We start from the raw sequence: 26,280 nt of genomic DNA, 5'->3' as shown, positions 1-26,280 counted from the left end.
GGTGGGGGTGCGCTTCCTGCTTGATGGCGCGGTGGTGGAACTGGCGGAGCCCGATCCTACCTGCACGCTGCTCGAGACCCTGCGTGGGCCCTTGCGGCGCACCGGGACCAAGGAAGGCTGCGCGGAAGGCGATTGCGGGGCCTGTACGGTGCTGGTGGGCGAGGCGCGGGCCGGGGCGGTGCAGTGGCGTGCGGTCAACGCCTGCATCCTGTTTCTGCCGATGGTCCACGGCAAGGCGGTGCTGACGGTGGAGAGCCTTGCGCCGGTCGGCATGCTCAACCCATTGCAAACGTGCATGGCGGGGAACGGGAGTTCGCAGTGCGGGTTCTGCACGCCGGGGTTCGTGATGTCGCTGCATGGGCGGGCGATCGGGGCGTTGGGCAGCGAACTGCCGGTGGCGGATGCGATTGCGGGGAACTTGTGCCGGTGCACGGGCTATGGGCCGATCCTTGCTGCCGGGGAGACGGTGCCAAGGCTGGCGCAGGACGACAGCGCGGTGCTGGCGGGGCTTTCCGAGCTTGCGGGCCATGCGATGGCGAGCGGGAGTTTCGAAGGACGGCAGTGGTTTGTGCCGCGTTCTTCGGAGGAGCTGGTTGAAGTGCTGGCTGCGCATCCGCAAAGCCGGATCGTAGCGGGGGCGACCGATGTCGGTCTGTGGGTAACTAAGGGGCTGCGCGATCTCGGTTGCCTCGTGTTCATCGGCGATGTGGCGGACCTCAAGGCCATCGAAGAGACGCCGGAGGGCGTCCGGCTGGGCGCGGGTGTGCGCTATGCCGAGGCGCACGGGGCGCTGGCGCGGCTCCATCCCGATCTGGGCGAACTGGTACGGCGGATCGGGGGCTTGCAGGTGCGCTCTTCGGCGACGGTCTGCGGCAATATCGCCAATGGTTCGCCCATCGGTGACGGGCCGCCGGCACTGATTGCGCTGGGGGCGGAATTGACGCTGCGGTCGGCGGCGGGGCGGCGGACGATGCCGCTGGACGCCTTTTTCCTCGATTACGGAAAGCAGGACCGGCGGCCGGGCGAATTTGTCGAAAGCGTTTTCGTGCCGCGTCCGGGGGCGGGTAGTGTTGTGCATGTTTCCAAGCTCTCCCGGCGGTTTGACAGCGATATTTCGGTAGTTCTGGGAGCTTTTGCGCTGACCGTGGATGCGGGGACGATCACCTTCGCGTGCGTGGCCTTTGGCGGCATGGCGGCGACGCCGCGGCGGGCTGCGGGATGCGAGGCGGCGCTGGTGGGCAAGCCGTTCAGCGAGGCAACAATTGCGGCGGCGGCTGAGGCGCTGCAGGCGGATTTCAGCCCGCTTTCCGACGTGCGTGGCAGCGCGGCTTATCGGATCGAGGCGGCTTCCGCGCTGCTGTGGCGGTTGTGGCACCGCGAGCAGGGCGTCGCCGTTTCCGTGCTCGATGTGGAGGCCTGCTGATGGCGGACAGCAATCCGCTCTGGCCAGAAGCCGCGATGCCGGCGCTGGCGCACGACAGCGCACATCTGCACGTGGCGGGGCTGGCGCGCTACGTTGATGATGAGCCGGAACTGCCGGGCACGTTGCATCTGGCCTTCGGCCTTTCGAGCGAGGCGCGGGCGCGGATTGCCGGGATGGACCTCGATGCCGTGCGCGCGTTTCCGGGGGTGGTGGCGGTCTACACGGCGGCGGATATTCCCGGCGAAAACAATGTCGGCCCGATTGCGCATGACGACCGTGTGCTGGCGGATGGTGAGGTGGTGAGCCATGGACAGCCGGTGTTTCTGGTCGCGGCGGAAACGCGGTTGGCGGCGCGCAAGGCGGCGCGTCTGTGCAAGGTGAGCTACGAGCCGCAGGAGCCTGCGATCACCGTGGAGCAGGCGCGCACAGCGGGCTCGCGGATCGAGGCTGACCAGCGCATGGCGCGCGGGGATGCCGATGCGGCGCTGGCGGCGGCGGAGCATCGTCTTGCGGGTTCGCTGCGCATCGGCGCGCAGGACCATTTCTATCTGGAAGGACAGGTCGCCCACGCGCGGCCGGGGGAAGATGGGCAGATCCATGTCGTCTCCTCCAGCCAGCATCCCAGCGAAGTTCAGCATCTGGTCGCGCATCTGCTGAAGCGTCCCAGCGCCGACGTCACCGTGGAAGTGCGGCGCATGGGCGGGGCGTTTGGCGGCAAGGAAAGCCAGGCCGCGCTGTTTGCAGCCGCCGCCGCGCTGGTGGTTCACCATACCGGGCGGCCCGCGAAGTTCCGTTGCGACCGCGATGACGACATGATCGTGACCGGCAAGCGGCATGATTTCGACGTTGACTATGACGTCGGCCATGATGGCGAAGGGCGGCTCACGGCCGTAAAGCTGCGCTTTGGCGGGCGCTGCGGGGCGACGATGGACCTCTCACCGGGCATCAACGACCGGACGATGTTCCACGCCGACAACTGCTACTTCCTGCCGGACGTCGAGATTGTCTCGGAGCGGCTGAAGACGAACACCGTTTCGGCAACGGCGTTCCGGGGCTTCGGCGGGCCGCAGGGGATGCTGGCGATCGAGCGGGTGTGCGATCATGTGGCGGCGCGGCTGGGGCTCGATCCGCTCGATGTGCGCCAGCGCAATCTCTACGGGCCGGGGCGCGATGTAACGCCCTATGGCATGACGATCGAGGACAACATTGCCCCGCAAATGGTTGCGCGGCTTCGGGAAACCGCGCGCTATGATGCGCGGCGTGAGGCGATTGCTGCATTCAATGCGGGCAGCCCGGTGCTCAAGAAGGGGATCGCGCTCACGCCGGTGAAGTTCGGGATCAGCTTTACGACGACGCATCTCAATCAGGCGGGCGCGCTGGTGCATGTCTATTCGGACGGTTCGATCCAGGCGAACCACGGCGGGACCGAGATGGGGCAGGGGCTGCACATCAAGATCGCGCAGATCGTGGCGGATGTGTTTGGCGTTGGCGTCGATACGGTGCGGATTACCGCGACACGGACTGACAAGGTGCCCAACACGTCGGCGACGGCGGCGTCCTCAGGCGCGGACCTCAACGGCATGGCGGCATGGCGCGCGGCCACGGCGATCCGCGAACGGATGGCGGATTTTCTGGCCGGGGTGTTTGGCTGCGCGGCGGATGACGTCAGGTTTACCGCTGAGGGCGTGATCGCGGGCGATGTGCGGATGAGCTTTGCCGAGGCGGCGCGCAAAGCGTGGCTGGGCCGGATTTCGCTGTCTTCGACCGGGTTCTACGCGACACCGGAGATTGAGTACGACCGGGCCTCGCACCGGGGGCGGCCGTTTTATTACTTTGCCTATGGCGCGGCGGTATCGGAAGTGGTGGTCGATACGCTGACGGGTGAGCACAAGGTGCTGGCCGTCGATATCCTGCACGATGTGGGGCGCTCGCTGAACCCGGCGATCGACCGGGGGCAGATCGAAGGCGGGTTCGTGCAGGGGCAGGGCTGGCTGACGACCGAAGTGGTGGAGTGGGACGCGAAGGGGCGGCTGCTGAATCATTCGCCCGCGACCTACAAGGTGCCGACAGCGTCCGACCGGCCCAAGCGGATGCGGATCGACTTGTGGGACGGGGTGAACGTGAAGCTGACGATCCACCGCTCAAAGGCCGTGGGTGAGCCGCCGCTGATGCTGGCCAATTCGGTGTTCTGCGCGATCTCGGCGGCGATTGCCGCGACGGCGCCCGAGGTTCGGGAACTGCCGAAGCTCGATGCGCCGGCGACGCCTGAGGCAGTGCTGCGCGCGATTGGCGGGATGCGCCTGTGATGGACTGGTTGGGCGATCTGGCGCAGTTGGCGGCGGCGGGGCCGGTCGCGATGGTTAGCGTGCTCGCGACCGAAGGCTCTGCACCGCGCGGGGCGGGGACGCGGATGCTGGTGACGGCGGACGGCCTCACCGGCACCATCGGCGGCGGGGCGCTGGAGTTTCGCGCGGTGGAGCAGGCGCTTGCGGTGCTCGGCCATGCGCCGGGCACGTGGCGGGTGCAGGACTATCCGCTGGGGCCACTGCTGGGCCAGTGCTGCGGTGGGCGGGTGCGGCTCTTGGTCGAGCATGTGGACCGCGATGCGCTGGGCTGGCTGGCCGGGGCGAGCGAGGGCCGCGTGCTGGTGAGCGTGCTGCGCGCCGGTGGAATCGAGCGGCACGTGGGCGATGGTCCGGCGGCGGTGCTTGGCGCGCGGGGCGACAAACCGCGCGAAGGGTCGCGCTTCGCCGAAGTGATCGGGGGCTATCGGCGGCCGCTCTATCTGTTTGGCGCGGGGCATGTGGGACAGGCGATTGCGCGGCATGCAGCCGGTCTGCCGATCCGGCTGGCGTGGTTTGATACGCGGCCCGTATTTGAGTCGATTTCGGGTGTGACGGTGGTGCCCGAGGCGGCGGCTGAGCAATGCGTGGCGGAGGCTCCTGGCGAGGCGGCGCTGGTGATCCTGACGCATGACCATGCGCTTGATTACAGGCTGACTTTGGCGGCGCTGCGGCGGCCTTCGCTTGCGTTTACCGGGCTGATCGGATCGCAGACCAAGCGGGCGCGGTTCCTTTCGCGGCTGGAGCGGGACGGGGTTTCGGCGGAAGCGCGGGGGCGGCTGACCTGCCCGATCGGCCTGCCCGGCGTGACGGGGAAGGAGCCCGACGTGATCGCGGTGGCGCTGCTGGCGCAACTGCTGCAATTGCCGCAAGCGCAGGCCGTGCAGGCAGTGGCGGCATGAGTATCAAGGGTTTTCGGGGTGAACTTCTGAGCCTTTCGCACGATCCGGCGGAAGCGCCGGAGGCGGTGCGGCATGAGGCGGACGGGCTGCTGGTGGTAGAAGCCGGGCGTGTGGTGGCGCGCGGGGCCTTTGACGTCGTGAGCCCTCGCTTTCCCGGGCTTGCCGTGGAGCAGCTGGACGGGCTGATCGTCCCCGGCCTCATTGACGCGCATGTCCATTATCCGCAGCTTGGCCGTATCGCGAGCCATGGGGCGCAGCTGCTCGACTGGCTGGAGCGGCATATCTTTCCGGCGGAGAAGGCCTTTGCCGATCCGGCCCACGCGGCGGGCGTGGCGGAAGAGTTCCTCGATGAGTTGCTGCGCCATGGGACGACCAGCGCGCTCGTGTTTGCCACTGTGCATGCGGCCTCGGTGGAAGCGTTCTTTGCAGCGGCGGAGGCGCGTGAGCTGCGCATGATCTGCGGCAAGGTGCTGATGGATCTGGGGCCGGATGGTTTGCGCGATACCGTGGAGGAGGCGCGTGCCGAGAGCGCGGCGCTGATCGCCAAATGGCACGGGCGCGGGCGGCTGGGTTATGCGGTGACGCCGCGCTTTGCGCTGACGTCGAGCGATGCGCAGCTGGCCGTGGCGGGGGAATTGCTGGCCGCGCATCCGGGGGTGCTGCTGCACACGCATCTGGCAGAGAACCACGCGGAGATTGCCGAGGTGGCGGCACGGTTCACCGGAGCGGCGGACTATCTCGATGCCTATGACCGGTTCGGACTGGTGACGGAGCGTTCGGTGTTTGCGCATGGGGTGCATCTGCCGGACCGGTCTTGCGCAAGGCTGGCGGAAACGGGCGCGGGGATTGCGGTATGCCCTAGTTCGAACTTCTTCCTGGGTTCGGGCATGTTCGATTTTGCGCAAGGCCAGCGGCATGGGGTTCGGCTGGGTCTGGGCTCGGATATCGGGGCGGGGACTTCGCTTTCGCTGCTCCACAATGGCGGGCTGGCCTATCAGGCGGGGCTGCCGGGTGGGTATGTGCTCGATCCCTTCCGCGCCTTGTGGCTGGCAACGGGCGGATCGGCGCGGCTGCTCCACATCGAGAGCGAAGTCGGCATGCTGGCCGAGGGGCAGGAGGCGGATTTCTTGGTGCTCGATGATGCCGCAACGCCGTTGATGGCGCGGCGGACGGCGGGGGCATCGCTGGCGGAGCGGTTGTTTGCGCTGCAGGTACTGGGCGATGATCGGGCCGTGCGGCGGACGTACGTGCTGGGGCGCTGCGCCTGGGACCGTGATGGAGGACGCAAGTGAAGGATTTCATCGCCAGCCTGCCCAAGGCCGAGCTCCACCTCCATATCGAGGGGAGCCTTGAGCCGGAGCTGATGTTTGCGCTGGCGGAGCGCAACGGGATCGCCATTCCTTATGCCAGCGTGGATGAGGTGCGGGCGGCCTATGCCTTCTCCAACCTGCAGGACTTCCTCGACATCTACTATGCGGGCGCGGGCGTGCTGCAGACCGAGGCGGATTTTCGCGATCTCGCCATGGCCTACTTCGAGCGGGCGGCGGCGGACGGCGTGGTCCATGCCGAGATCATGTTCGATCCGCAGACGCATACCGACCGGGGGATCGCCTTTGCCACGGTGATCGAAGGGCTGCTGGCGGCTATGGCCGAGGCCGAGGCGCGGCTGGGGATCACTTCGCTGCTGATCATGAGCTTTTTGCGGCACCTCTCGGAAGAAGCAGCGTTCGAGACACTGGCAATGGCGGAGCCTTGGCTCGACAGGATCACGGCTGTCGGGCTGGATTCGAGCGAGGTGGGGCATCCGCCGAGCAAGTTCGCGCGGGTGTTTGCGGCGGCGCGGGCCAAGGGCCTGCGGCTAACGGCGCATGCGGGCGAGGAGGGGCCTCCGGACTACGTCCATGAGGCGCTCGATGTGCTGGGGGTCGACCGGATCGACCATGGCAACCGGGCGCTGGAAGATGCGGCGCTAGTGGCGCGGCTGGCGGCTGAGGGGATGACGCTGACGGTGTGTCCGCTCTCCAATCTCAAGCTCTGCGTGGTGGACGATCTGGCCGATCACCCGATCGACCGGATGCTGGCGGCGGGGCTGAAGGCCACGATCAATTCGGATGATCCGGCCTATTTCGGTGGCTATGTCGCGGACAACTACCGCGCGGTGGTGGAAGCGCGGCGGCTGTCGCGCGCGGATCTGGTGCAGCTCGCCAAAAACAGCTTTACCGGCTCGTTCCTGCCCCCGGACGCAGTGGCGCGGCACCTTGCGGCGATCGACGCTGTTGCAGGCGCATAAAACACCTCTTGCGCGGGAGCGGGCGCGCAGGCCAAGGACGGTGCAACGTTCCATCACATGGGAATTTGCCATGCTTCGCCAGACGCTTGCCCTGCTTCTGTTTTCAACTTCAGTGCCTGCCGTCGCGCAGTCCGCACCCGCTGCGACGACCGAGCAGCCTTCACGCGTGTTCGCCGGGTCCGATCTGTTCGGCCTGGAAATGGCGGATAGCCCGCAGATCAGCCCGGACGGAACCCGCGTCGCCTATGTGCGCAAGGCGGGTGATGTGATGGCCGACAAGATGCGCTCTGCCATCTGGCTGGTCGATGCCAAGACGGGCGAGCAGGTGCCGCTGGCGGGCTCGGGCTCGCAGTTCTCGCCCGTCTGGTCGACAGATGGCAAGCGGCTGGCCTATGTCGGGATGGAAGAGGGCGGCTCGCCGCAGCTCTACGTCCGCTGGATGGAGGGCGGGGCGACGGCGCGGATCACCGGGCTGCCGGATTCGCCTTCGAGCCTCGCGTGGTCGCCCGATGGCAAGCTGATCGCTTATGTGATGCACTTGCCGGGCGAGGCGACCAAGTTTGGTGAAGCGCCCGCCAAGCCCGAGGGCGCGAAGTGGGCCGAGCCGCTCGAAGTGATCGACCGCGTGACGTACCGCGCCGATGGTGGCGGATATATCAAGCCGGGGTACGATCAGGTGTTTGTCGTGGCTGCCGACGGCGGGGCACCGCGCCAGCTGACCTTCGGCAAATTCGATGTTTCGGGGCCGCTCTCGTTTGCGCCCGACGGCAAGACGCTGGTGCTCTCCTCGAACCGCCGGGGCGATTGGGAGCGCGAGCCGAATGACAGCGAGGTCTTTGCGCTGGATGTGGCGAGCGGAGCGCTGACGCAGCTGACCAGGCGCTACGGGCCGGATCATGGCGCCGTGGTTTCGCCCGATGGCAGCCGGATCGCCTACCTCGGCTATGACGACACGCACCTGAGCTACCAGCCGGATGTGCTCTATGTGATGGACCGTGATGGTTCGAACGGACGCGCGCTGACCGCCGGGCTCGATCGCAGCATCGAGGATGTGCAGTGGTCCGCAGACGGGCGCTCGATCTATGTCGCCTATGACGACAAGGCCGTGCGCAAGGTGGCGCGGGTCGATCTGGCGGGGAAGCTGACGGTGCTGGCCGAAGGGCTGGCGGGGGGCGGGATCGACCGGCCCTATACCGGGGGTAACTTCAGCGTTTCCAAGAGCGGGGTGATTGCCTGGACCGGCGATGCGAGTGGCGGGGCGCGTCCGGCCAATCTCTTCGTGGGCAAGCGGCAAGTCACACAGCTGAACGAGACACAGCTCTCGGCCAAGACGCTCGGCAAGGTTGAGCCGTTTGACGTCACCGCGAGCGACGGGCGCAAGATCGGCGCTTGGCTCGTGCTGCCGCCGGGGTATCAGGCGGGTAAGCGCGTGCCCCTGATCCTTGAAATCCATGGCGGGCCGCACAGCGCCTATGGTCAGGTCTTCTCGACCGACGATCAGCTCTATGCGGCGCACGGCTATGCGGTGCTGTTCACCAATCCGCGCGGCTCCACCTCGTATGGCAGCGATTTTGCCAACCTGATCGACAAGAACTACCCCAGCGACGACTACGGCGATCTGATGAGCGCGGTGGATGCGGCGATCGCGAAGGGCGTGGCCGATCCTGACAACCTGTTCGTGACGGGCGGTTCGGGCGGCGGCGTGCTGACCAGCTGGATCGTGGGCAAGACCGACCGGTTCAAGGCGGCAGCGGCGCAGAAGCCAGTGATCAACTGGATCAGCGAGGCGCTGACCATGGACGGCACCGGCTTCACCTCGCGCTACTGGTTCAAGAAGCAGCCTTGGGAAGACCCGATGAGCTACTGGAACCGCTCGCCGCTCTCGCTGGTCGGCAACGTGAAGACCCCGACGATGGTCGTGGTGGGGAGCGAGGATTTCCGCACGCCGGTGAGCGAATCCGAACAGTACTATGCCGCGCTGCAGATCCGGGGCGTGCCGACTGCGCTGGTCAAGGTGCCGGGGGCCAGCCACGGCGGGTTCACCGCGCGGCCTTCGCAATCGGCGGCGAAGGCATCGGCGATCCTTGCGTGGTTCGACAAGTATCGGACCGATGCGGGCAAGACGAAGTGAGGCGCTGATGCTGCGGCGGGTTCTTCTGGCGCTTCTGCTCTTGCTGGCGGCACCTGCGTGGGCCGCCGAGGCGAAGCGGCAGGTGATCATCGATGACGAGGGTTTCGCGATCCCGCATCTGATGCTGCTGGAGGACCCCCGCATCGAGGTGCTGGGGATCACCACGGTTTCGGGCAACGTCTGGGCCAACCGTGCAACCGCGATGGTGCTGCGCGGGCTGGAACTCTTGGGCCGTACCGAAGTGCCGGTGGCCGAGGGCGCGACCTTTCCGCTGCTCAACAGCGAGGTGCGCACCGAACGGTGGGAGGCGCTTTACGGCAAGCTGGTGTGGAAGGGCGCGTTCATGAAGCAGTGGGCGGAGCCGACTGCGCAATCGGCCCCGCCCTATCACGGGCCGTTCGATCCGGTGGACCTGCCGTGGGGCAATCCCAAGCTCAAGGCGCTGAACGAACCGGCGGCGCAGTTCCTGATCCGCACGGTGCGGGCGCATCCGCATGCCGTGACAATCTTTGCGACCGGGCCGCTCACCAATCTGGCGCTGGCGCAGCGGCTCGATCCCGAGTTTGCCTCGCTGGTCAAGGAACTGGTGATCATGGGCGGAAGCCTTGCGCCCCGGCAGGTGCTGGAGGGCAAGTCCGCCGCGGATTTCGCGCGCGAGTTCGTCAACACGCCGCGCCGCGAGTTCAACATCCGCTTCGATCCCGAAGCGGCGAGCATGGCGGCGCATGCGCCCTGGCCCAAGGTGACCATCGTGCCCGCCGATCCTTCGACCGCGACGCAGCTTTCGCCCGCCCTGCTGGAGCGGCTGGCAAAGGCCTCGCGCCCGCCAGTGGCGGCGTTCCTGCGGCGGATGGAGCCGGGCTTTCCGATGTGGGACGAGATTGCTGTGGCGGTCTGGCTCGATCCGTCCATCGTCACGAAGGCGGAGCGGCTGTGGTATGATTTCGATGTGCAGTTCGGGCCGGGCTATGGCGACATGCTGACCTGGCATGATGCGTACAGGCCGGGGCTCGACGAGGGGCAGGCCGATGTGGTGCTCTCGGTCGATGTGCCGCGCATGGAAGCGCTGATGGCGAGGGCGCTGGGGGAGAAGTAGGGATTTGTTCGCGCAGAGCCCGCAGAGAGCGCAGAGATGCCGTGTGCGCCGCAGGCGATGCGCTTTGCTGATCACTTGATGAATTGAAGCGGCTTTGCCGTATGCGCTGGCAACTCCGCGCGCTCTGCGGGCTCTGCGCGAACCCATCCCGGCCGCGCGCGGGTGGTGACAGCGGCGCCGTGTGCGTTCTAAGGAACGTCGAAATACTGCGGAGGCTTGCGCCATGAATGCCAATCTCGTTGCCGTATTCCTTGCCCGCCATGCGGGGCACGAGGCCAAGCCGGCGTGGCTGTGGCAGGGCGAGACGGTCTGCACGTTTGGCGAATTGCCAGCGGCGATCGGGCGGTACCGCGCGGCACTGGCGCAGCTGGGCGTGACGCGCGGCGACCGGGTGATGATCAAGGCGGAAAACTCGCCCGCTTTTGCGCTGACCTATCTGGCGGTGCTGGCCTCCGGCGCGATCGCGGTGCCGGTGAACCCGGCCTATACCGCGAGCGAGCTTGCCCTGCTGATCGAGGACGCAGAGCCGGTGCTACTGGTGCATGGCAGCGCAACGGCAGTGCCGGAGGGTGATACGCCGCAGCGCATGACGTTGGAGCCGGACGGTTCAGGCACGCTGCCCGCGCTGGCAGCAGGGCTTGAGCCGGATCTGACGGTCGAGACGATGGCGGAGACCGATCTCGCCGCGATCCTGTTTACTTCGGGCACCACCGGGCGGCCCAAGGGCGCGATGCTGATGCACCGCAACCTTTCGTCCAATGTGGCGGCGCTGTTTGACACGTGGCGGTTTTCGGATAGCGACAGCATCCTGCACAGCCTGCCGCTGTTCCATGCGCATGGGCTGTTCGTGGCGCTGCATCTGGGGCTCTACAGCGCGGCGACGGTGCATCTGCTGGGCAAGTTCGATGCGGCGAAAGTCGTGGCGCTGCTGCCCACGGTGAGCGTGTTCATGGGCGTGCCGACATTCTACACGCGGCTGCTGGAGCGGGCGGATTTCGGGCGCGAGGCGGTGCGGACCATCCGGCTGATGATTTGCGGTTCGGCGCCGCTGCTGCCTTCGGTGTTCGCGGAGATCGAGGCGCGCACCGGGCACCGCATTCTGGAACGCTACGGCATGACCGAGGCGGCGATGATCACCTCGAACCCCTATGCGCCGGAGGGCCGGATTCCAGGGACTGTCGGCTATCCGCTGCCGGGGGTGGAACTGCGCGTGGTCGGCGGGGAAGGGCGGGGCGAACTGCCGCCGGGCGAGGTTGGCGAGATCGAGATCCGGGGCCCCAACCTGTGCGCCGGATACTGGCGGCGGCCCGAAGCGACGGCAGAAGCGATCGGGCCGGACGGGTTCTTCGTGACGGGCGATACCGGCTTCAAGGACGAGACCGGGCGCGTGACCATCGCGGGTCGTTCCAAGGACCTGATCATTTCGGGCGGCTTCAACATCTATCCGGCGGAGCTGGAAATGGTGCTCGCCGAAGTGGACGGGGTCAGCGACGTTGCCATCATCGGCGTGCCGCATCCCGATTTCGGTGAAGGTGTGGTTGCGGTGGTGACGGCGGCGCGGCCTGATCTGGAACCCGCCGCGATCGAGGCGGTTGCCCGCGAGAAGCTGGCGCGCTTCAAACAGCCCAAGGCGATCCGCATCGTGCCGGAGTTTCCCCGCAATGCCATGGGCAAAGTGCTGAAAGCCGAGCTTCGGCGGCAGTTCGCCGGTCTCTTTTCAGAAGAAATCTAGCGGCTTTGAACGGCATTGCCCGGAGCTGCCACACCGGAGAAATCGTCACCGCCCAGCGCGCGGTAGAGCGCGACGAGGTTGCTTGCGCGCAGCAGCCGGGCGCTGATCAGCGAGCGCTGCGCGGCGTAGAGCGCGCGCTGCGCGTCGAGGCTTTCGAGGAACGAGGCAACGCCGCCACGATACCGCTCGGTGGTCAGAAAGGCGGTATCGCGGGCCGCCGCCTCCAGCGCGGACTGTGCGGCAATCTGATCTGATATCGTCGCCCGGCGCGCGAGGGCATCGGAGACGTCGCGGAAGGCGAGCTGGATCGCTCGCTGGTAGGTGGCCGTCGCCGCCTCGGTCTGTGCACGCGCGGCGGCAAGATTGCCGCTGTTGGCACCCCCGGCGAAGATCGGGAGGCTGGCCGATGCTCCGGCATTATAGGCGAATGCACCGCCGGTGAAGAGCCCGGACAGCGCCGAACTCGCAAGGCCGCCCGCGCCGGTGAGCGAGATGCGCGGGAAGAAGGCAGCGCGCGCGGCGCCGATACGGGCATTGGCGGCCCGCAGTTGGTATTCCGCTTCCATCACGTCCGGTCGGCGGAGCAGGATGCTTGAGGCGAGCCCGACCGGAACCGGCCCGACCTGACTGTCGACGCTTTCGATCGCGTCTGGCAGATCGGCATCGCGCACAGGTCCGCCGATGAGCAGTTCGAGCGCGTTGCGATCCTGTTCGACGATTGTCGTCAGGTTCGCCAGGTCCGAACGCGCCGTTGCCTGAATGGTTTCGGCCTGCCGCAGATCGGTTCGCGGCGCGACCCCGCCGGCGAGGCGGGCGCTGGTAAGGGCGACGCTGCGCTGGGCGCTGACCGCGGTCTGCCGTGCTATCGCCAGCAGGCTGCGGTCGGCCGCGAGGGTAAAGTAGACGTCGGCGATATCGGCGGCGAGGGTCAGCCGGGTCGCGCGGGCCGCCTGCTCGGTTGCGAAATAGGCGTTGAGCTGGGCATCGCTGAGGCTGCGCAGCCGCCCGAACAGATCGAGCTCGAACGCGGATGCGCCGATGTTGACGCTGTAGTTTTCGCGCAGCCCGCCGCCCGCTGATCCGTTGCCGACGTTGCCGCTGCCGACGTTGCCGCTGCCGACGTTGCCGCTGCCGCCATCGTTCAAGGTGGCAGCGGCCGCTGCGTTGATCGCGGGGAGCAGCGCGGCGCGCTGGACGCGGTAGAGCCCGCGTGCGGCGGCGACGTTGGCCACGGCTGCTTTGAGGTCCTGGCTATGTTCCAGCCCGCGCTCGATCAGGGCTTGCAGCCGGATATCGTGAAAGATCGCGCGATAGCCGAGCGCGGCAAGATCGGTCTCGCTCGCCAGCAGGGCCGGATCGGCGATCCGCCAGCCTGCTGGAACTGCCGGCGCGGGCCGCATGTACTTGGGCTGGAGACTGCATGCACCCAGCAGGCCCGGCAGCGCCGCGATCAGCAGGAGGGATGCTGCGCGCTTCATGCCGGTTTGCTCCTGCGGCTGAACGCCCGGCGGACGAGCACGAAGAACAGCGGCACGAAGAAGATCGCGAGCGCAGTGGCCGTCAGCATGCCGCCGATCACGGCGGTGCCGATCTCGACGCGGCTCTTGGCCCCCGCGCCGGTCGAAAGCGCGAGCGGTAGCACGCCGAAGATGAAGGCAAGGCTGGTCATGACAATCGGGCGCAGCCGCAGTCGCGCGGCCTCAAGCGCGGCTTCCACGGCCGATTTTCCAGCCTTTTCGGCCTGCTCGGCAAATTCGATGATGAGGATCGCGTTCTTCGCGGACAGGCCCATCGTGGTGAGCAGGCCCACCTGGAAGAACACGTCATTGTCCAGCCCGCGCAGCCAGACGGCAAGAGCCGCGCCGAGGAGTCCGATGGGGATCACCAGCATGACCGCAAACGGCACGGACCAGCTTTCATAAAGCGCCGCGAGGCACAGGAACACGACGAGCAGCGAGATCGCATAGAGAAAGGGCGCCTGATTTCCGGACAGGCGTTCCTGAAAGGACAGATCCGACCACGCCACCGAGGTTCCCGGCTGCTTCGCCGCCAGCGCAGCGATTGCGTTCATGGCTTCGCCCGAACTGTGGCCCGGCGCGGCCTGGCCCTGGATCTGGTACGCCGGTGTCGCATTGAAGCGGGACAGGTTCGATGGTGCTTGCCCCCAGCTGACTTTGGCGAACGCGGAGAAGGGCGCCATTTCTCCCGTGTTGCCCCGGACGAACCAGTTCGCAAGATCCTCGGGCCGGCTGCGATAGGGCGCGTCACCCTGCACATAGACGCGCTTGACCCTGCCCCGGTCGATGAAGTCGTTCACATAAGTGCCGCCCCATGCCGTGGCGAGCGTCTGATCGACTTGCGTGGAAGTCAGCCCCAGCGCGCCGATCTTCTCGTCGTCGATTGTCACCGCAAGCGTCGGATTGTCCTCGAGCGTGCCGAGGCGGATGGCGGCGAGGGCGGGATCACTTTGCGCATCCTGCAACAGGGCATCGCGCCGGGCCTTGAATTCGGCGCGGCTCAATCCCCCGGTGTTTAGGAATTGCATGGTGAAGCCGTTCGACTGGCCAAGCCCGCGCACAGCAGGCGGCGCCAGCGCAAAGAATTCCGCATCGCGCAGCAGCTTGCCCAGCTCGGCAGTCGCCTTCTTGGTGATCGAGTCCGAACTCAGCGCGCTTCCCGTGCGCTCGTCCCACGGCTTCAGCAGGATGAAGCCGCGCCCCGCGTTCTGCCCGCCGCCGCCGCCGCCGCCCTGGCCCGATACGGTGTAGACCGCCTCGACCCCATCCTGCATCGATGTGCGGAAGTAGTCCTGAATGATCTTCGCGACCGCCTCTGTGCGAGGCTGGGTCGCCCCCGGGGGCAGCGTATACTGTAGCTGGGCGCGGCCCTGATCCTCCACCGGCAGGAAGCTGGAAGGGAGGAAAGTGAAGACGAGCACCAGCAAGCCTACGATCGCGGCATAGGCGGCCATTGCCCCCCTCGCGCCCGCTATCGTTTTCGCCACGCGTTCCCGGTAGCGATCCGATGTGCGGGCGAACCACGCATTGAAACGATCGCCCTGCAGCGCCGCCCATCCGCGCAGGCCCGCCTGCGGCTTTGCCCCGGCATCGGGACGCTTCAGCAAGGTCGAGGTGAGCGCGGGGGTCAGCACCAGAGCCACAATCACCGAGAGTGCCATCGAGGCGACAATGGTGATCGAGAACTGCTTGTAGATCACACCGACCGAACCGCCGAAGAACGCCATCGGCAGAAACACGGCGGAAAGGACGAGGGCAATCGCGATGAGGGCCGTCTGGATCTCGCCCATCGACTTGATGGTGGCGTCATGGGCCGAGATATCGGGCTCTTCGTCCATCACCCGCTCGACATTCTCGACCACCACGATCGCATCGTCGACAAGCAGGCCGATGGAGAGCACCATGCCGAACAGGGTCAGTGTGTTGATGCTGAACCCAGCGATGGCAAGAACGCCGAAGGTGCCCAGCAGCACCACCGGCACCGCAATTGCGGGTATCAGCGTGGCGCGCCAGCTCTGCAGAAACACGAACATCACGATGACCACCAGAATGATGGCTTCGATCAGGGTCTTGACGACTTCTTCCACCGAGAGGCGGATGAACGTCGTGCTGTCGACCGGATAGGCAAACTTGAAGCCGTCCGGGAAGGTTGCCGATTGGGCCTGGACTTCGGCCTTGACCAGTTCGGCGGTCTTGAGCGCATCGGCACCCGGTGCGAGCTGCACGGCAAGCCCTGCGGCCGGGTGGCCGTTGAACCGGCTCACGATGCTGTAGTTTTCTGCGCCCAGTTCGATCCGCGCCACGTCCTGCAGCAGCACACGGGATCCGTCGCTCTGGGTCTTGAGCACGATCTTGCGAAATTCCTCGGGCGTGGTCAGCCGCGATCGCGCCGTGACCGTGGCGGTGAGGCGCTGCTCGTTCGAGGAGGGCTGGGCGCCGATCTGGCCCGCTGCGACTTGCGTGTTCTGCGCCTGAATCGCGCTGGTCACGTCCGAGGGCATGAGCTTGACCGCGGCAAGCTTGAAGGGATCGAGCCAGATTCGCATCGCATATTGCGACCCGAACACGCTGACATCGCCCACGCCGTCGATCCGCCCGATCCGGTCCTGCAGGTTCGAGACGAGGAAGTCCGAGACGTCGTTGTTGGTCACCCGGTCGGTCGAATCGTAGACCGAGACAATCATCAGGAAGTCCGAGCTGGCCTTGGTGACCGTGAGCCCCTGCTGCTGCACCTGCTGCGGCAACCGCGCCAGGGCCTGCTGGACCTTGTTCTGGACCTGCACTTGCGCGATATCCGGATTGATCCCCTTGGCGAAGGTGGCGGTGATCGTGGCCGAGCCGGACGAACTGGATGACGCGGTGAAGTAGATCAGGCCGTCGATGCCGGTCAGCTGCTGCTCGATCACCTGCGTGACGCTGGATTCGAGCGTTTCGGCAGAAGCGCCCGGATAGTTTGCGCGGATATTGACCGAAGGCGGAGCGATATCGGGATATTGCTCGATCGGCAGCGTATAGACCGCGCCGAGCCCGCCCAGCATGATGACGATCGCGATGACCCACGCAAAGATCGGGCGATCGATGAAAATGCGGGAAATCATGCCCGGCTCAAGGCTTGCGCTGTTTCGGGCCGATCGCCGGCTTCGATCCTGCTTGGACCGGGACGATCTTGCCTTCCGGCTTGATCTTGCCCAGCCCTTCAACGATCACCCGGTCGCCCGGCTTAAGTCCGCCGGTCACCAGCCACTTGTCGCCAATGGTCTGCTCGGCGGTGATGCTGGTGCGCTTCGCCGTGTTTCCCTGACCGACGAGCATGACCGTGGCGACCCCGCGTGCATCGCGCGAAACGCCTGTTTGCGGCACGAGCATGCCGCGCGCCACGGTTGCCTGCGACAGCACCGCACGGACGTACATGCCGGGAAGCAGGAGGCCATCCGGATTGGGAAAGCGTGCGCGCAAGGTCACGGTTCCGGTGCTGGCATCGACCATCGGCTCGGTAAACTGCAAGGTCCCGGTATGGCTGTAGCGGCTGCCATCCTCGAGCGTGAGGCTGACCGGTGCCGAAGACGGCGAGGTCGAGCCAGACGCGAGCGAGCGGCGCAGCTTGAGCAGATCCACACTGGATTGCTGGATATCGACGAAGATCGGGTCCAGCCGCTCGATCGTGGTGAGCGGTGCGGCCTGGTTGGCGGTCACCAGCGCTCCGGTGGTCGCGAGCGACCTGCCGATCCGCCCGCTGATCGGGGCGGGAACCCGCGTGAAGCGCAAGTTGATCCGCGCGGTATCGAGCTGCGCGCGCGTCTGGGCCACGCTCGCAGATGCCTGGCGCGATGCCGCGAGCGCGTCGGTATAATCCTGCTTGCTGACCGCTTCGATCTCGGCCAGCGGGCGCAGCCGTTCGGCCTTCTGCGCCACAGAGGCGCGCAGGGCTGTTGCGCTCGCGAGATTCGCCTCAGCCTCTGCTGCGGCTGCGCGGTAGAGGCTGGGATCGATCTGGTAGAGCGTCTGCCCGGCGCTGACCAGCGAGCCCTCGGTAAACTGCCTGGCCCGGATCACGCCCGAAACCTGCGGCCGGACTTCGGACACCTCATAGGCTGCCGTGCGGCCGGCCAGCACGGTGGGGAGCGCAACTTCCTCTTCGCGCATGACCACAAATCCCGCCTCGGGCGTCGGCGGGACACGCTTTGCAGGCGGCCCCGAGCATGCCGAGAGGAGCGCGCCCAGACCGGCTGCGGCGCAAAGCGCATGGTGCATGACATTGCTGCGGCGCGCTGGATGGCTGGCCGAAACCCGGGTCCGCCAGAATTCGTGAATCACCTTGGAGGAGCGCCTTTCCTGCTTGCCAACGGACACAACGCGCACTTCACAATTCGCAGCGGGTCTGCGCAAGCGAAAACCCACCGGCAGGCCCGGCGTTCCTGTTGTAGTGTCACCTTTTTTTGGCATTCATGCAATCAAGGAACGGGGTTGGTTAACACACACTGCCGACGTTTTCCTTCCGGTTAGCGTCGCACCGTGCCGCGCACATGCAACGCCCTGCTGATCCCGCCGCTTCCAGATCCCGTTCAACCGGCAATCAGCCGATACCCTATTGCCGGTTCGTTGCGGATACAGGAGGATTGCACCTCCTCGCCCAGCTTGCGCCGGATGGCACGGATCGTCACCCGCAAGTATTCCAGATCGGCTTCATGGGCCGGACCCCAGATCTTGCGCAGGAGGTGGGCATGCGTAACGACGCGGCCGGCGTTTCGCGCCAGTTCGGTCAGCACGGCGTACTCCTTCGGTGCGAGATGTATTTCGTTGCCGCCCTTGGTCACCCGGCGAACGGCGAAGTCGATCTCCAGATCACCCGTCCTCACGGTCTCCTCGTTGGCGTTCTCGCGGCGGGCCCGGTGGCGCAGGGCGGTGCGGACGCGCGCGGTGACTTCTTCGGTGTCGAATGGCTTGGTGATGTAATCATCGGCACCGAGGTCGAGCGCAGCGACTTTCTCTTCCGTGGCATCGCGCGCGGACACCACCAGCAGGGCTGTGCCCGTGCGCTTGATGACCGGCACGAGCTCCAGGCCGTCCCGATCGGGGAGGCCAAGATCAAGCAGCACCACTTCGGGGTGATCAATGGCGAGCGCGGCCAATGTCTCGCGGGCGTTGCCGGCCTCGACCACGCGATAGTCCTGCCGCTCGAGCGCCCGCCTTAGCAAGCGGCGGATCGAGGCTTCGTCGTCCACGACAAGAACCACCGTTGTCCCGGTCATGCGAGGTCCTCTGCGGCAATCGGGCTGATGATCGCGGCCGGAAATCCGATCACGAAACGGGCGCCGGTGTGGTTCGGTCTGTTCTCGGCCCTGACCTTGAGGCCCATCGCTTCGGCAAAGCCCTTCACGATGGCCAGGCCAAGCCCGGTCCCGCCCTTGCGATCAGACCCATCGAGCCGGGTGAAGGAATCGAATATCCGCAGCTCCTCCCCAGCGGGAATGCCGGGGCCGGCATCGCAGATATCCATCTCGATGCCATCGGGCCTGCGCTGTGCGGCGATGCGGATCGGTGTGCCTGCCGGTCCATGTTTGGCCGCGTTGTCGATCAGGTTGATCAGGCAGTGATGGAAGAGCCGGGGATCGATGCGGACAAGCGGCAGGCTCGGCGGAATGGCGATCTCGACGGGGTGCTCATCGAGCACGCGGCGCAGATCATGGGCGGCGGCCGAGACCGCCTCGGCGAGATCCACCGGCTCGAGCGATTGCTGGAGAGCGCCCGCTTCGATCCGCACCATATCGAGCAGGTTGGCGACGAAGCGGTTGACCCGCTCGGCTTCACCGCGCGCCTGGGTGATCTGTTCGCGCTGCACGGCGCTTGCGGGTTCGATCTCGGCCAGCAGGCCCACAACGGCGGTGAGCGGCGTGCGCAGATCGTGGCCGACCGAGGAGAGCAAGGCTGCCCGCAGCCGATCACGCTCGCGCATCTGGGCGACGTCCGTCATCTGCTCTTCGAGAGCGATGCGTTCTAGGGTCTGGCCCGCCTGATCGAGGAGGGACAACAGCAGCGGCAGCTGGTCCGGCCGCACGGGCCGCCCCGCATCGCGGCGGGCCAGACCGATCACCGCATGGACGCGTTCGCCCGAGGCGATCGGATGGAAACTCCATTCCGAGGCGGTCAGCGTATCGGAACCGTTGCCGGCCGGGCGGCCCTGGGCGAACGCCCACTGCGCCGCTGCCATTTCGATCGGTGCGATCTGCACATTACCCGGCAAGGACGCCTCGACCGCGAGCTCGCCCCCTGCTGGGCGCAGCAGCACTGTGTGGGCATCGAACACGCGGGCCGTTTCGCCGCAGAGGAGCATCCCGAGTTCGGTTCGCTGGCTCACCCCGGTCAACTGTCGGGCAAATCCGGCCAGCGTGGAGTTCTGCAGCGCGCTCGCGCGCGCAAGCTCTGCCTGATCGCGCGTCTGCGAGGCAATCTGGCTCGCCACCACGGCAACGCCCAGCAGCACCAGCACGGTAATCAGGTTCTGCGGGTCGGAAATGGTGAATGTGTAGAGCGGCGGAATGAAGAAGAAATTGTAGGCGAGCGATGAAGCCACCGCGGTCGCCAGGGCCGGCCGCAAGCCGAACCGCGTGGCCGCCGCCATCACCGGCAGCAGATAGAGCAAGGCGACATTGGTGATCGAGCCAAGGCTGGCAATGTACGACCCCAAGGCCGTGACCAGACCGGTCAGAGCGAAGGCGATGGCATAGTGGCGCGGCAGGCCCCAGTGGGTCGCTGTCCCGGTGCCGGGCCTGCTCACCTCAGGCGCGTTGCCAAGCGGGAGGACATGGACCGCAATTCCGGGCATTTCACGCACCAGCCTGTCGACCACGGAACCGTGGCGCAGCTCGAACCAGCGCGAGCGGGCGGTCTTTCCGACAAAGAGCTGCGTCGCCCGCGCTTCGGCGACTGCAAGCTTGAGCCCCTCCGTGACCGAAGAGGCGGGGATCGTCACCACCGCTGCGCCAAGCTGGGTTGCGAGATGCAGGACGTCGGCCAGCGTCTTGCGTGCGCCGTCGCCCAGTTGCAGCGAGCGGGGCGTCTCGATGTGGACGGCGGTCCATGGCGCATGGAGCGCATCGGCCATCCGGCGCCCGGCGCGGACGAGTTCCGCCGCCGATTCCTGCTCGCTCAGGGCGACGAGGATGCGTTCACCCGAACCCCAGATCCCGCCGAGCGCCTGCGCGCGAACCAGTTCGAGGATCTGCGTATCGACCACTTGCGCGGCGCGGCGCAGCGCCAGTTCGCGCAAGGCCGAAAGGTTGGACTTGGAGAAGAAATGGCCAAGCGCGCGGCTGGCCTCTTCGGGGACATAGACCTTGCCCTCGCGCAGCCGCTCGATCAGCTCGTCGGGCGGGATGTCGACAACCTCGATCTCCGCAGAATCGAGCACGCGGTCGGGCACGGTCTCGCGCACGCGGACCCGCGTGAAGGAGGCGACCAGATCGTTGAGGCTTTCCAGATGCTGGATATTGAGCGTGCTCCAGACATCGAGTCCGGCGGACCGCAATTCCTCGACATCCTGCCAGCGCTTGTCATGCCGGCTGCCCGGTGCGTTGGTATGCGCCAGCTCGTCGACCAGCACGAGCGCCGGCCGCCGCGCGAGGATGGCATCGATGTCCATTTCCTCAAGCGTCTGGCCGCGATGCTCGAACCGCGCGCGCGGCAGGACTTCGAACCCGCGCAGCCGGGCCGCCGTTTCCGCCCGCCCATGGGTCTCGACCACGCCGACAACCACGTCTACGCCGCTGTCGCGCCGTTCGGCGGCGCGGCTCAGCATCTCGAACGTCTTGCCCACGCCGGGAGCCGCCCCGAGGAAAACCTTGAGGCGGCCACGTCCCTCGCGCTGCGCGGCGCGCAGCAGGGCATCGGGATCCGGGCGGGCTTCGTTCACCGCTTCGATGATGCACCGCGCGCGGGCAGGGAGTCGAGCGCCAGGTTGAGTTCCAGCACGTTGACCACCGGCTCTCCGAACACGCCAAAGAGCGGCTTCTGCGTGTGCGCCGCAACCTGCGCCTCAACCTCCGCCAGGCTCAACTTCCGCGCCGCAGCGACGCGTGCGGCCTGGAACAAAGCCGCCTCGGGGCTGATATGGGGGTCGAGCCCCGAGGCGGAAGTGGTCACCAGATCGGCAGGAACGGGGGAATCTGGTGAGGACCGGAGTGTGGCAAGATCGGTGCGTACGCGGTCGGCTAGGGCTGCGCTGGCAGGGCCGAGATTCGATCCCGACGACGCGGTGGGATCATAACCCTTGCCTGCGGCTGAAGGGCGGCCATGGAAGTAGCGATCGCTGGTGAAGGTCTGGCCGATCAGCGAAGAGCCGATCACGCGGTCGCCGCTGCGGATCAGGCTGCCATTGGCCTGCGCGGGGAACAGGGCCTGTCCGATGCCGGTGAGCACCAGCGGGTAGACGAGGCCCAGCAGCAGCGCGAACAGGGCGGTCATCACGATGGCTGGTCGCAGGGTGGAAGCAATGTCCTTGAGCATGGAACCAGTACCTCTCAGACGAGATGGAAGGACACGGCGGCGAGATCGATCAGCTTGATGCCCGCGAAGGGCGCGACGAGGCCGCCAAGGCCGTAGATGGAAAGGTTGCGCGCCAGCAGGGGGCCTGCGCCCATGGGTGTGTACTTCACGCCTTTGAGCGCCAGCGGCACCAGCGCAGGAATGATCAGCGCATTGAACATGATCGCCGAAAGGATCGCACTTTGCGGGCTCGCCAGACCCATCACGTTGAGCACGCCGAGACCGGGGTAGAGCGCAACAAAGATGGCCGGGATGATCGCGAAATACTTGGCGACATCGTTGGCGACGGAGAACGTGGTGAGCGCACCGCGGGTCATCAGCAGCTGCTTGCCGAGCCCGACGATCTCGATGAGCTTGGTCGGGTCGCTATCGAGATCAACCATATTGCCAGCCTCGCGCGCCGCCTGGGTGCCGGTGTTCATGGCGACGCCGACATCGGCCTGCGCAAGCGCAGGCGCATCGTTGGTGCCGTCGCCGCACATCGCGACCAGCCGCCCGCCCTGCTGTTCCTTGCGGATGAGCGCGAGCTTGTCCTCGGGCGTGGCCTCGGCGAGAAAGTCGTCGACACCGGCTTCCGCCGCGATGGCTGCGGCGGTCAGGGGATTGTCGCCAGTGATCATCACGGTGCGGATGCCCATCCGGCGCAATTCGCCGAACCGTTCGCGCACCCCGGCCTTGATCACGTCCTTCAGCGCGATGACGCCGAGCAGTTCACCGCCATCGGCCACCGCCAGCGGGGTCTGCCCCTGCCGCGCGATCATGTCGGACGCGCGGCGCAGGGCCTCTCCGGCAGGCGTTTCAGCCGCTGCCGGATTGGCGCGCAGCACCGCATCGACCGCGCCCTTCTGCACCAGCCGCGTACCGAGCCGAAGCCCGGACAGGCGGGTCTGCGCGGTGAACGGGATGACCTCGGCGCCGGCGGGAAGGGCAGTTTCGGCAAGGCCAAACGCCTCGCGGGCCAACCGGACGATCGAGCGGCCTTCGGGCGTCTCGTCGGCAAGGCTTGCGAGCAAAGCGGCCTGAGCGAGGGCATCCGCCTGCACTCCGGGCAGCGGCGCGAACTCGCTCGCCTGCCGGTCGCCGATGGTGATCGTGCCGGTCTTGTCGAGCAGCAGCACGTCGACATCGCCCGCCGCCTCCACCGCGCGGCCCGACTTGGCAAGCACGTTGAAGCGCACCAGCCGGTCCATCCCGGCGATCCCGATGGCGGAGAGCAGCGCGGCAATCGTGGTGGGGATCAGGGTGATGAGCAGTGCCGCCAGCATCGCGACGGGTACGCGTCCCCCGGCATAGGCGGCGAAGGCCGGAATGGTCGTGACCGCGATCAGGAAGATGATGGTGAGGCCCGCCAGCAGGATCGTCAGCGCGATCTCGTTGGGGGTCTTCTGCCGCTCCGCGCCTTCGACGAGCGCGATCATGCGGTCGAGGAAGCCCTGACCCGGTTCCTGCGTCACCCGCACCACGATGCGGTCGGAAATGACGCGCGTGCCGGCGGTGACGGCCGAGCGGTCGCCGCCCGCCTCGCGGATCACCGGCGCGCTTTCGCCGGTGATGGCGGCTTCGTTGACGCTGGCAACGCCTTCGATGACTTCGCCGTCAGCCGGGATGAGATCGCCGGTCTCGACCACCACGGTGTCGCCGCGTTTGAGCCGGGCTGCCGGAACGCTGGTGCCATCGGGTAGCCGCGCGACGAGATCGGACTTGGTGGCCCGCAGCGAGGCCGCCTGCGCCCGGCCGCGTCCTTCGGCGAGCGCTTCGGCGAACGTGCCGAAGAGCACGGTCAGCCAGAGCCAGACGATCAGCTGGATCTGGAACGCCAGCGAAAGCCCGTTATCGCCGACGGCAAGCAGCACGGTGAGCAGCAGCGCAACCACCGCAGTGGTGAACAGCACCGGATTGCGCACGAGCTGCGCCGGGGCAAGCTTGCGGACGGAATCGCCGAGCGCCGGAGCTATGAGTTCAGCCGAAAACATCGATGTGGGATGGGACACGGGGGGTGGTCCTCAGTAGGTCGTGCCGGCAAGCCCGGTCACGTGATCGGCGACCGGGCCAAGCGCGAGGCTGGGCAGGAAGGTGAGACCGCCGACCAGCAGGATCGTGCCGATCAGCAGCGCGATCCACAGCGGGCCGGTGGTGGGAAACGAGCCAGCGCTGGCGGGCGTGTACTTCTTGGCCGCAAGGCTGCCAGCGATGGCCAGCACCGGCACGATGACGAAGAAGCGGCCAAGCCACATCGCCGCACCGAGCAGGCCGTTGTAGAACGGCGTCCCCGCCGAGAGGCCCGCAAAGGCCGAGCCATTGTTGCCCGTAGCGGACGTGAAGGCGTAGAGGATTTCAGAGAAGCCGTGCGGCCCTTTGTTGAGCGGCCCGGCGAGGCCTGCGGGAAGCACCGCGGCAATCGCGGTGAAGCCGAGGATGCACAGCGGGAGCACGGCAATCGCCAGCACCGCCAGCTTTACCTCGCGCGCTTCGATCTTCTTGCCGACGTACTCGGGCGTGCGGCCCACCATCAGGCCCGCGATGAAAACCGCGAGCAGGGCGAAAAGCAGGAAGCCATAGATGCCCGAGCCGACGCCGCCGATGACGATTTCGCCAAGCTGGATGTTGAACAGCGGAACGAGGCCGCCGAGCGCGGTGAAACTGTCGTGCATGGCGTTGACCGCCCCGCAGGATGCCGCGGTGGTGACGGCTGCGAAGAGCGCGCTGGCAGCGATGCCGAAGCGCACTTCCTTGCCTTCCATGTTGGCCCCGGCAATGCCGAGATGGTGGAGCACCGGGCCGCCCACGGCTTCCTGCCAATAGGCGATCGATGCACCCGCAAGGAACAGCGCCAGCATCGCCGCGAGCACCGCCCAGCCCTGGCGCGTGTTGCCCACCGCCTTGCCAAAGCACCAGGTGAGGCCCGCGCCCAGCACGAAGATCGACAGCATCTGCATGAGATTGGTCAGCGCGCCAGGATTTTCGAAGGGATGCGCTGAGTTGGCATTGAAGAAGCCGCCGCCGTTGGTCCCGAGCATCTTGATGGCTTCCTGCGACGCGACCGGCCCCACGATGATAGTCTGCCGCGCGCCTTCGAGGGTCGCGGCATCGACCGTGCTCGCCAGCGTCTGCGGCACGCCGCTGGCGATGAGGAACACCGCATAGAGGATGCACGCCGGCAGCAGGATATAGAGCGTCACCCGCACAAGATCGGCCCAGAAGTTGCCGACGGTTCGGGTTTCAGTGCGCGCAAAGCCGCGGAACAGCGCAAAGGCCACGGCGATGCCGGTCGCGGCCGAAAGGAAGTTGTGGATCGTCAGCCCCAGCATCTGGCTGAGGTTCGAAAGCGCCGCCTCGCCGGAATACCATTGCCAGTTGGTGTTGGTGACGAAGGCAATCGCCGTGTTGAAAGCGCCGTCCGCGCCGAGCCCGGGCAGGGCGCGCGGATTGAGCGGAAGCACGCCCTGAAGGCGCAGCACGGCATAGGTGAACAAGGCCGTCACCACCTGGAAGGCGAGCAGGTGGAGCGCGTAGACGCGCCAACCCTGCTCGCGCTGCGGGTCTACGCCAGACAAGCGGTAGAACCCGTGCTCAAGCGGGCCGAGCACGGGATGCAGCAGGGTTCGCCGCCCTTCGTAGATGGCGTGCAGCCACAGCCCGAAAGGCTTGGCGAGCAGTGCGACAAGCGCGGTGAAGCCGAAGATCAGGAGCCAGCCTGCAAACGTCGTCATGGCCGGTTCCTTCAGAAACGCTCGGGTCGCAGCAGCACGACCACGAGATAGACAAGCAGTCCCGCCGCGGTCAGCGCAGCGATGAGTTCGGGCAAAGGCATTGCGGAGATCCTCAGGCGCGTTCGCAGAGCGCGACAAATGCGGTGGTCAGCAGGGTGAGACCGGCAAGGACGCCGATCCAGAGGAGGTCGGTCATGGGTTGTTTGCTTTCCGAAGGGGGAAACAGGGGGCGCGGAGGCATCGCTTGGGGGCGGAACCATTCCGCGCCGCCGACCAGCAAGGCGAGCCCGGTCCAGATCAGCAAGACTGCGAGCGTGGCGAACCCGAAACCGGCCGGGCTCGCCATCTGCTGCTCGGGCACGCGTCCCACGCGTGTCGCGACGAGCCCCAGTAGCGCCAGAACAAGGGCTCCCGCCGCGCGCAGTCCGCAATCCATCCAGCGCGACAAGGGATGATCCCGCGCGACAAGTGGCTGAAGGTTCATGGCATGCTCCGTTCGTTCGGTGCAGCGTTGCGGCGAACGGGCATTAAGTTTCCAGAGCAAGGTCGGACGCGCCGCATAAAGAATCCATAAGGGCCACCATCGAGGACCCCCT

At 66.7% G+C, this 26,280-nt stretch carries 18 protein-coding genes; 8 read left to right on the top strand and 10 right to left on the bottom strand.

Annotated features, from left to right (window positions below; genetic code table 11):
- Position 1: 1 nt before the first annotated feature.
- The 8 genes from xdhA to ACO06X_RS03640 all read left to right on the top strand — a co-directional run bounded on the left by xdhA (position 2) and on the right by ACO06X_RS03640 (position 11,916).
- Complete coding sequence (xdhA, locus tag ACO06X_RS03675) at positions 2-1,423, top strand: xanthine dehydrogenase small subunit (RefSeq protein WP_421838644.1); 1,422 nt, start codon at positions 2-4, stop codon at positions 1,421-1,423.
- On the top strand, positions 1,423-3,729 hold the full coding sequence (gene xdhB, locus ACO06X_RS03670) for a xanthine dehydrogenase molybdopterin binding subunit (RefSeq protein ID WP_421838643.1): 2,307 nt from the start codon (positions 1,423-1,425) through the stop codon (positions 3,727-3,729). Before xdhA ends, xdhB begins: the two co-directional genes overlap by 1 nt.
- Complete coding sequence (gene xdhC, locus ACO06X_RS03665) at positions 3,729-4,667, top strand: xanthine dehydrogenase accessory protein XdhC (RefSeq protein ID WP_421838642.1); 939 nt, start codon at positions 3,729-3,731, stop codon at positions 4,665-4,667. Before xdhB ends, xdhC begins: the two co-directional genes overlap by 1 nt.
- Positions 4,664-5,959, top strand: coding sequence for a guanine deaminase (gene guaD / locus ACO06X_RS03660; RefSeq protein WP_421838641.1), 1,296 nt, complete (start codon positions 4,664-4,666; stop codon positions 5,957-5,959). Before xdhC ends, guaD begins: the two co-directional genes overlap by 4 nt.
- Positions 5,956-6,957: an adenosine deaminase gene (locus ACO06X_RS03655; protein WP_421838640.1), complete on the top strand. Its 1,002-nt coding sequence runs from the start codon at positions 5,956-5,958 to the stop codon at positions 6,955-6,957. The genes guaD and ACO06X_RS03655 overlap by 4 nt, the downstream gene beginning before the upstream one ends.
- Before the next feature lie 70 nt (positions 6,958-7,027).
- The gene (locus tag ACO06X_RS03650; RefSeq protein WP_421838639.1) at positions 7,028-9,088 is read left to right on the top strand and encodes a prolyl oligopeptidase family serine peptidase; all 2,061 of its coding nucleotides are present in this window, start codon (positions 7,028-7,030) and stop codon (positions 9,086-9,088) included.
- A gap of 7 nt (positions 9,089-9,095) precedes the next feature.
- Complete coding sequence (locus ACO06X_RS03645; protein ID WP_421838638.1) at positions 9,096-10,184, top strand: nucleoside hydrolase; 1,089 nt, start codon at positions 9,096-9,098, stop codon at positions 10,182-10,184.
- A gap of 223 nt (positions 10,185-10,407) precedes the next feature.
- The gene (locus tag ACO06X_RS03640) at positions 10,408-11,916 is read left to right on the top strand and encodes an AMP-binding protein (RefSeq protein ID WP_421838637.1); all 1,509 of its coding nucleotides are present in this window, start codon (positions 10,408-10,410) and stop codon (positions 11,914-11,916) included.
- Here the strand turns inward: ACO06X_RS03640 and ACO06X_RS03635 are convergent.
- The 10 genes from ACO06X_RS03635 to ACO06X_RS03590 all read right to left on the bottom strand — a co-directional run bounded on the left by ACO06X_RS03635 (position 11,913) and on the right by ACO06X_RS03590 (position 26,168).
- Positions 11,913-13,394: an efflux transporter outer membrane subunit gene (locus tag ACO06X_RS03635; protein WP_421838636.1), complete on the bottom strand. Its 1,482-nt coding sequence runs from the start codon at positions 13,392-13,394 to the stop codon at positions 11,913-11,915. The two genes, ACO06X_RS03640 and ACO06X_RS03635, sit on opposite strands and share 4 nt — an antisense overlap.
- Complete coding sequence (locus ACO06X_RS03630) at positions 13,391-16,531, bottom strand: multidrug efflux RND transporter permease subunit (protein WP_421838635.1); 3,141 nt, start codon at positions 16,529-16,531, stop codon at positions 13,391-13,393. Before ACO06X_RS03630 ends, ACO06X_RS03635 begins: the two co-directional genes overlap by 4 nt.
- A gap of 7 nt (positions 16,532-16,538) precedes the next feature.
- A complete protein-coding gene (locus tag ACO06X_RS03625) occupies positions 16,539-17,684 on the bottom strand; it encodes an efflux RND transporter periplasmic adaptor subunit (RefSeq protein WP_421839847.1) in 1,146 nt (381 codons plus the stop codon).
- A gap of 311 nt (positions 17,685-17,995) precedes the next feature.
- Entirely contained in the window at positions 17,996-18,682 is a 687-nt protein-coding gene (locus ACO06X_RS03620) for a response regulator transcription factor (RefSeq protein WP_421838634.1), read from the bottom strand.
- A complete protein-coding gene (locus ACO06X_RS03615) occupies positions 18,679-21,342 on the bottom strand; it encodes a DUF4118 domain-containing protein (protein ID WP_421838633.1) in 2,664 nt (887 codons plus the stop codon). Before ACO06X_RS03615 ends, ACO06X_RS03620 begins: the two co-directional genes overlap by 4 nt.
- Entirely contained in the window at positions 21,339-21,935 is a 597-nt protein-coding gene (kdpC, locus tag ACO06X_RS03610; protein WP_421838632.1) for a potassium-transporting ATPase subunit KdpC, read from the bottom strand. Before kdpC ends, ACO06X_RS03615 begins: the two co-directional genes overlap by 4 nt.
- A 14-nt stretch (positions 21,936-21,949) precedes the next feature.
- Positions 21,950-23,947: a potassium-transporting ATPase subunit KdpB gene (gene kdpB / locus ACO06X_RS03605; protein ID WP_421839846.1), complete on the bottom strand. Its 1,998-nt coding sequence runs from the start codon at positions 23,945-23,947 to the stop codon at positions 21,950-21,952.
- A gap of 30 nt (positions 23,948-23,977) precedes the next feature.
- Positions 23,978-25,684 (bottom strand): potassium-transporting ATPase subunit KdpA, encoded by a 1,707-nt coding sequence (gene kdpA / locus ACO06X_RS03600; protein WP_421838631.1) that lies wholly within the window; start codon positions 25,682-25,684, stop codon positions 23,978-23,980.
- Positions 25,685-25,695: 11 nt separating this feature from the next.
- The gene (gene kdpF / locus ACO06X_RS03595) at positions 25,696-25,785 is read right to left on the bottom strand and encodes a K(+)-transporting ATPase subunit F (RefSeq protein ID WP_298167806.1); all 90 of its coding nucleotides are present in this window, start codon (positions 25,783-25,785) and stop codon (positions 25,696-25,698) included.
- Between the two features lie 11 nt (positions 25,786-25,796).
- The gene (locus ACO06X_RS03590; protein ID WP_421838630.1) at positions 25,797-26,168 is read right to left on the bottom strand and encodes a hypothetical protein; all 372 of its coding nucleotides are present in this window, start codon (positions 26,166-26,168) and stop codon (positions 25,797-25,799) included.
- Between the last annotated feature and the right edge of the window lie 112 nt (positions 26,169-26,280).

It is taken from the genome of Novosphingobium sp., from assembly GCF_965229225.1.
GTDB lineage: Bacteria > Pseudomonadota > Alphaproteobacteria > Sphingomonadales > Sphingomonadaceae > Novosphingobium.
Note: the sequence above shows the minus strand (reverse complement) of the source record. Positions and strands in the feature narration are given on the sequence as shown.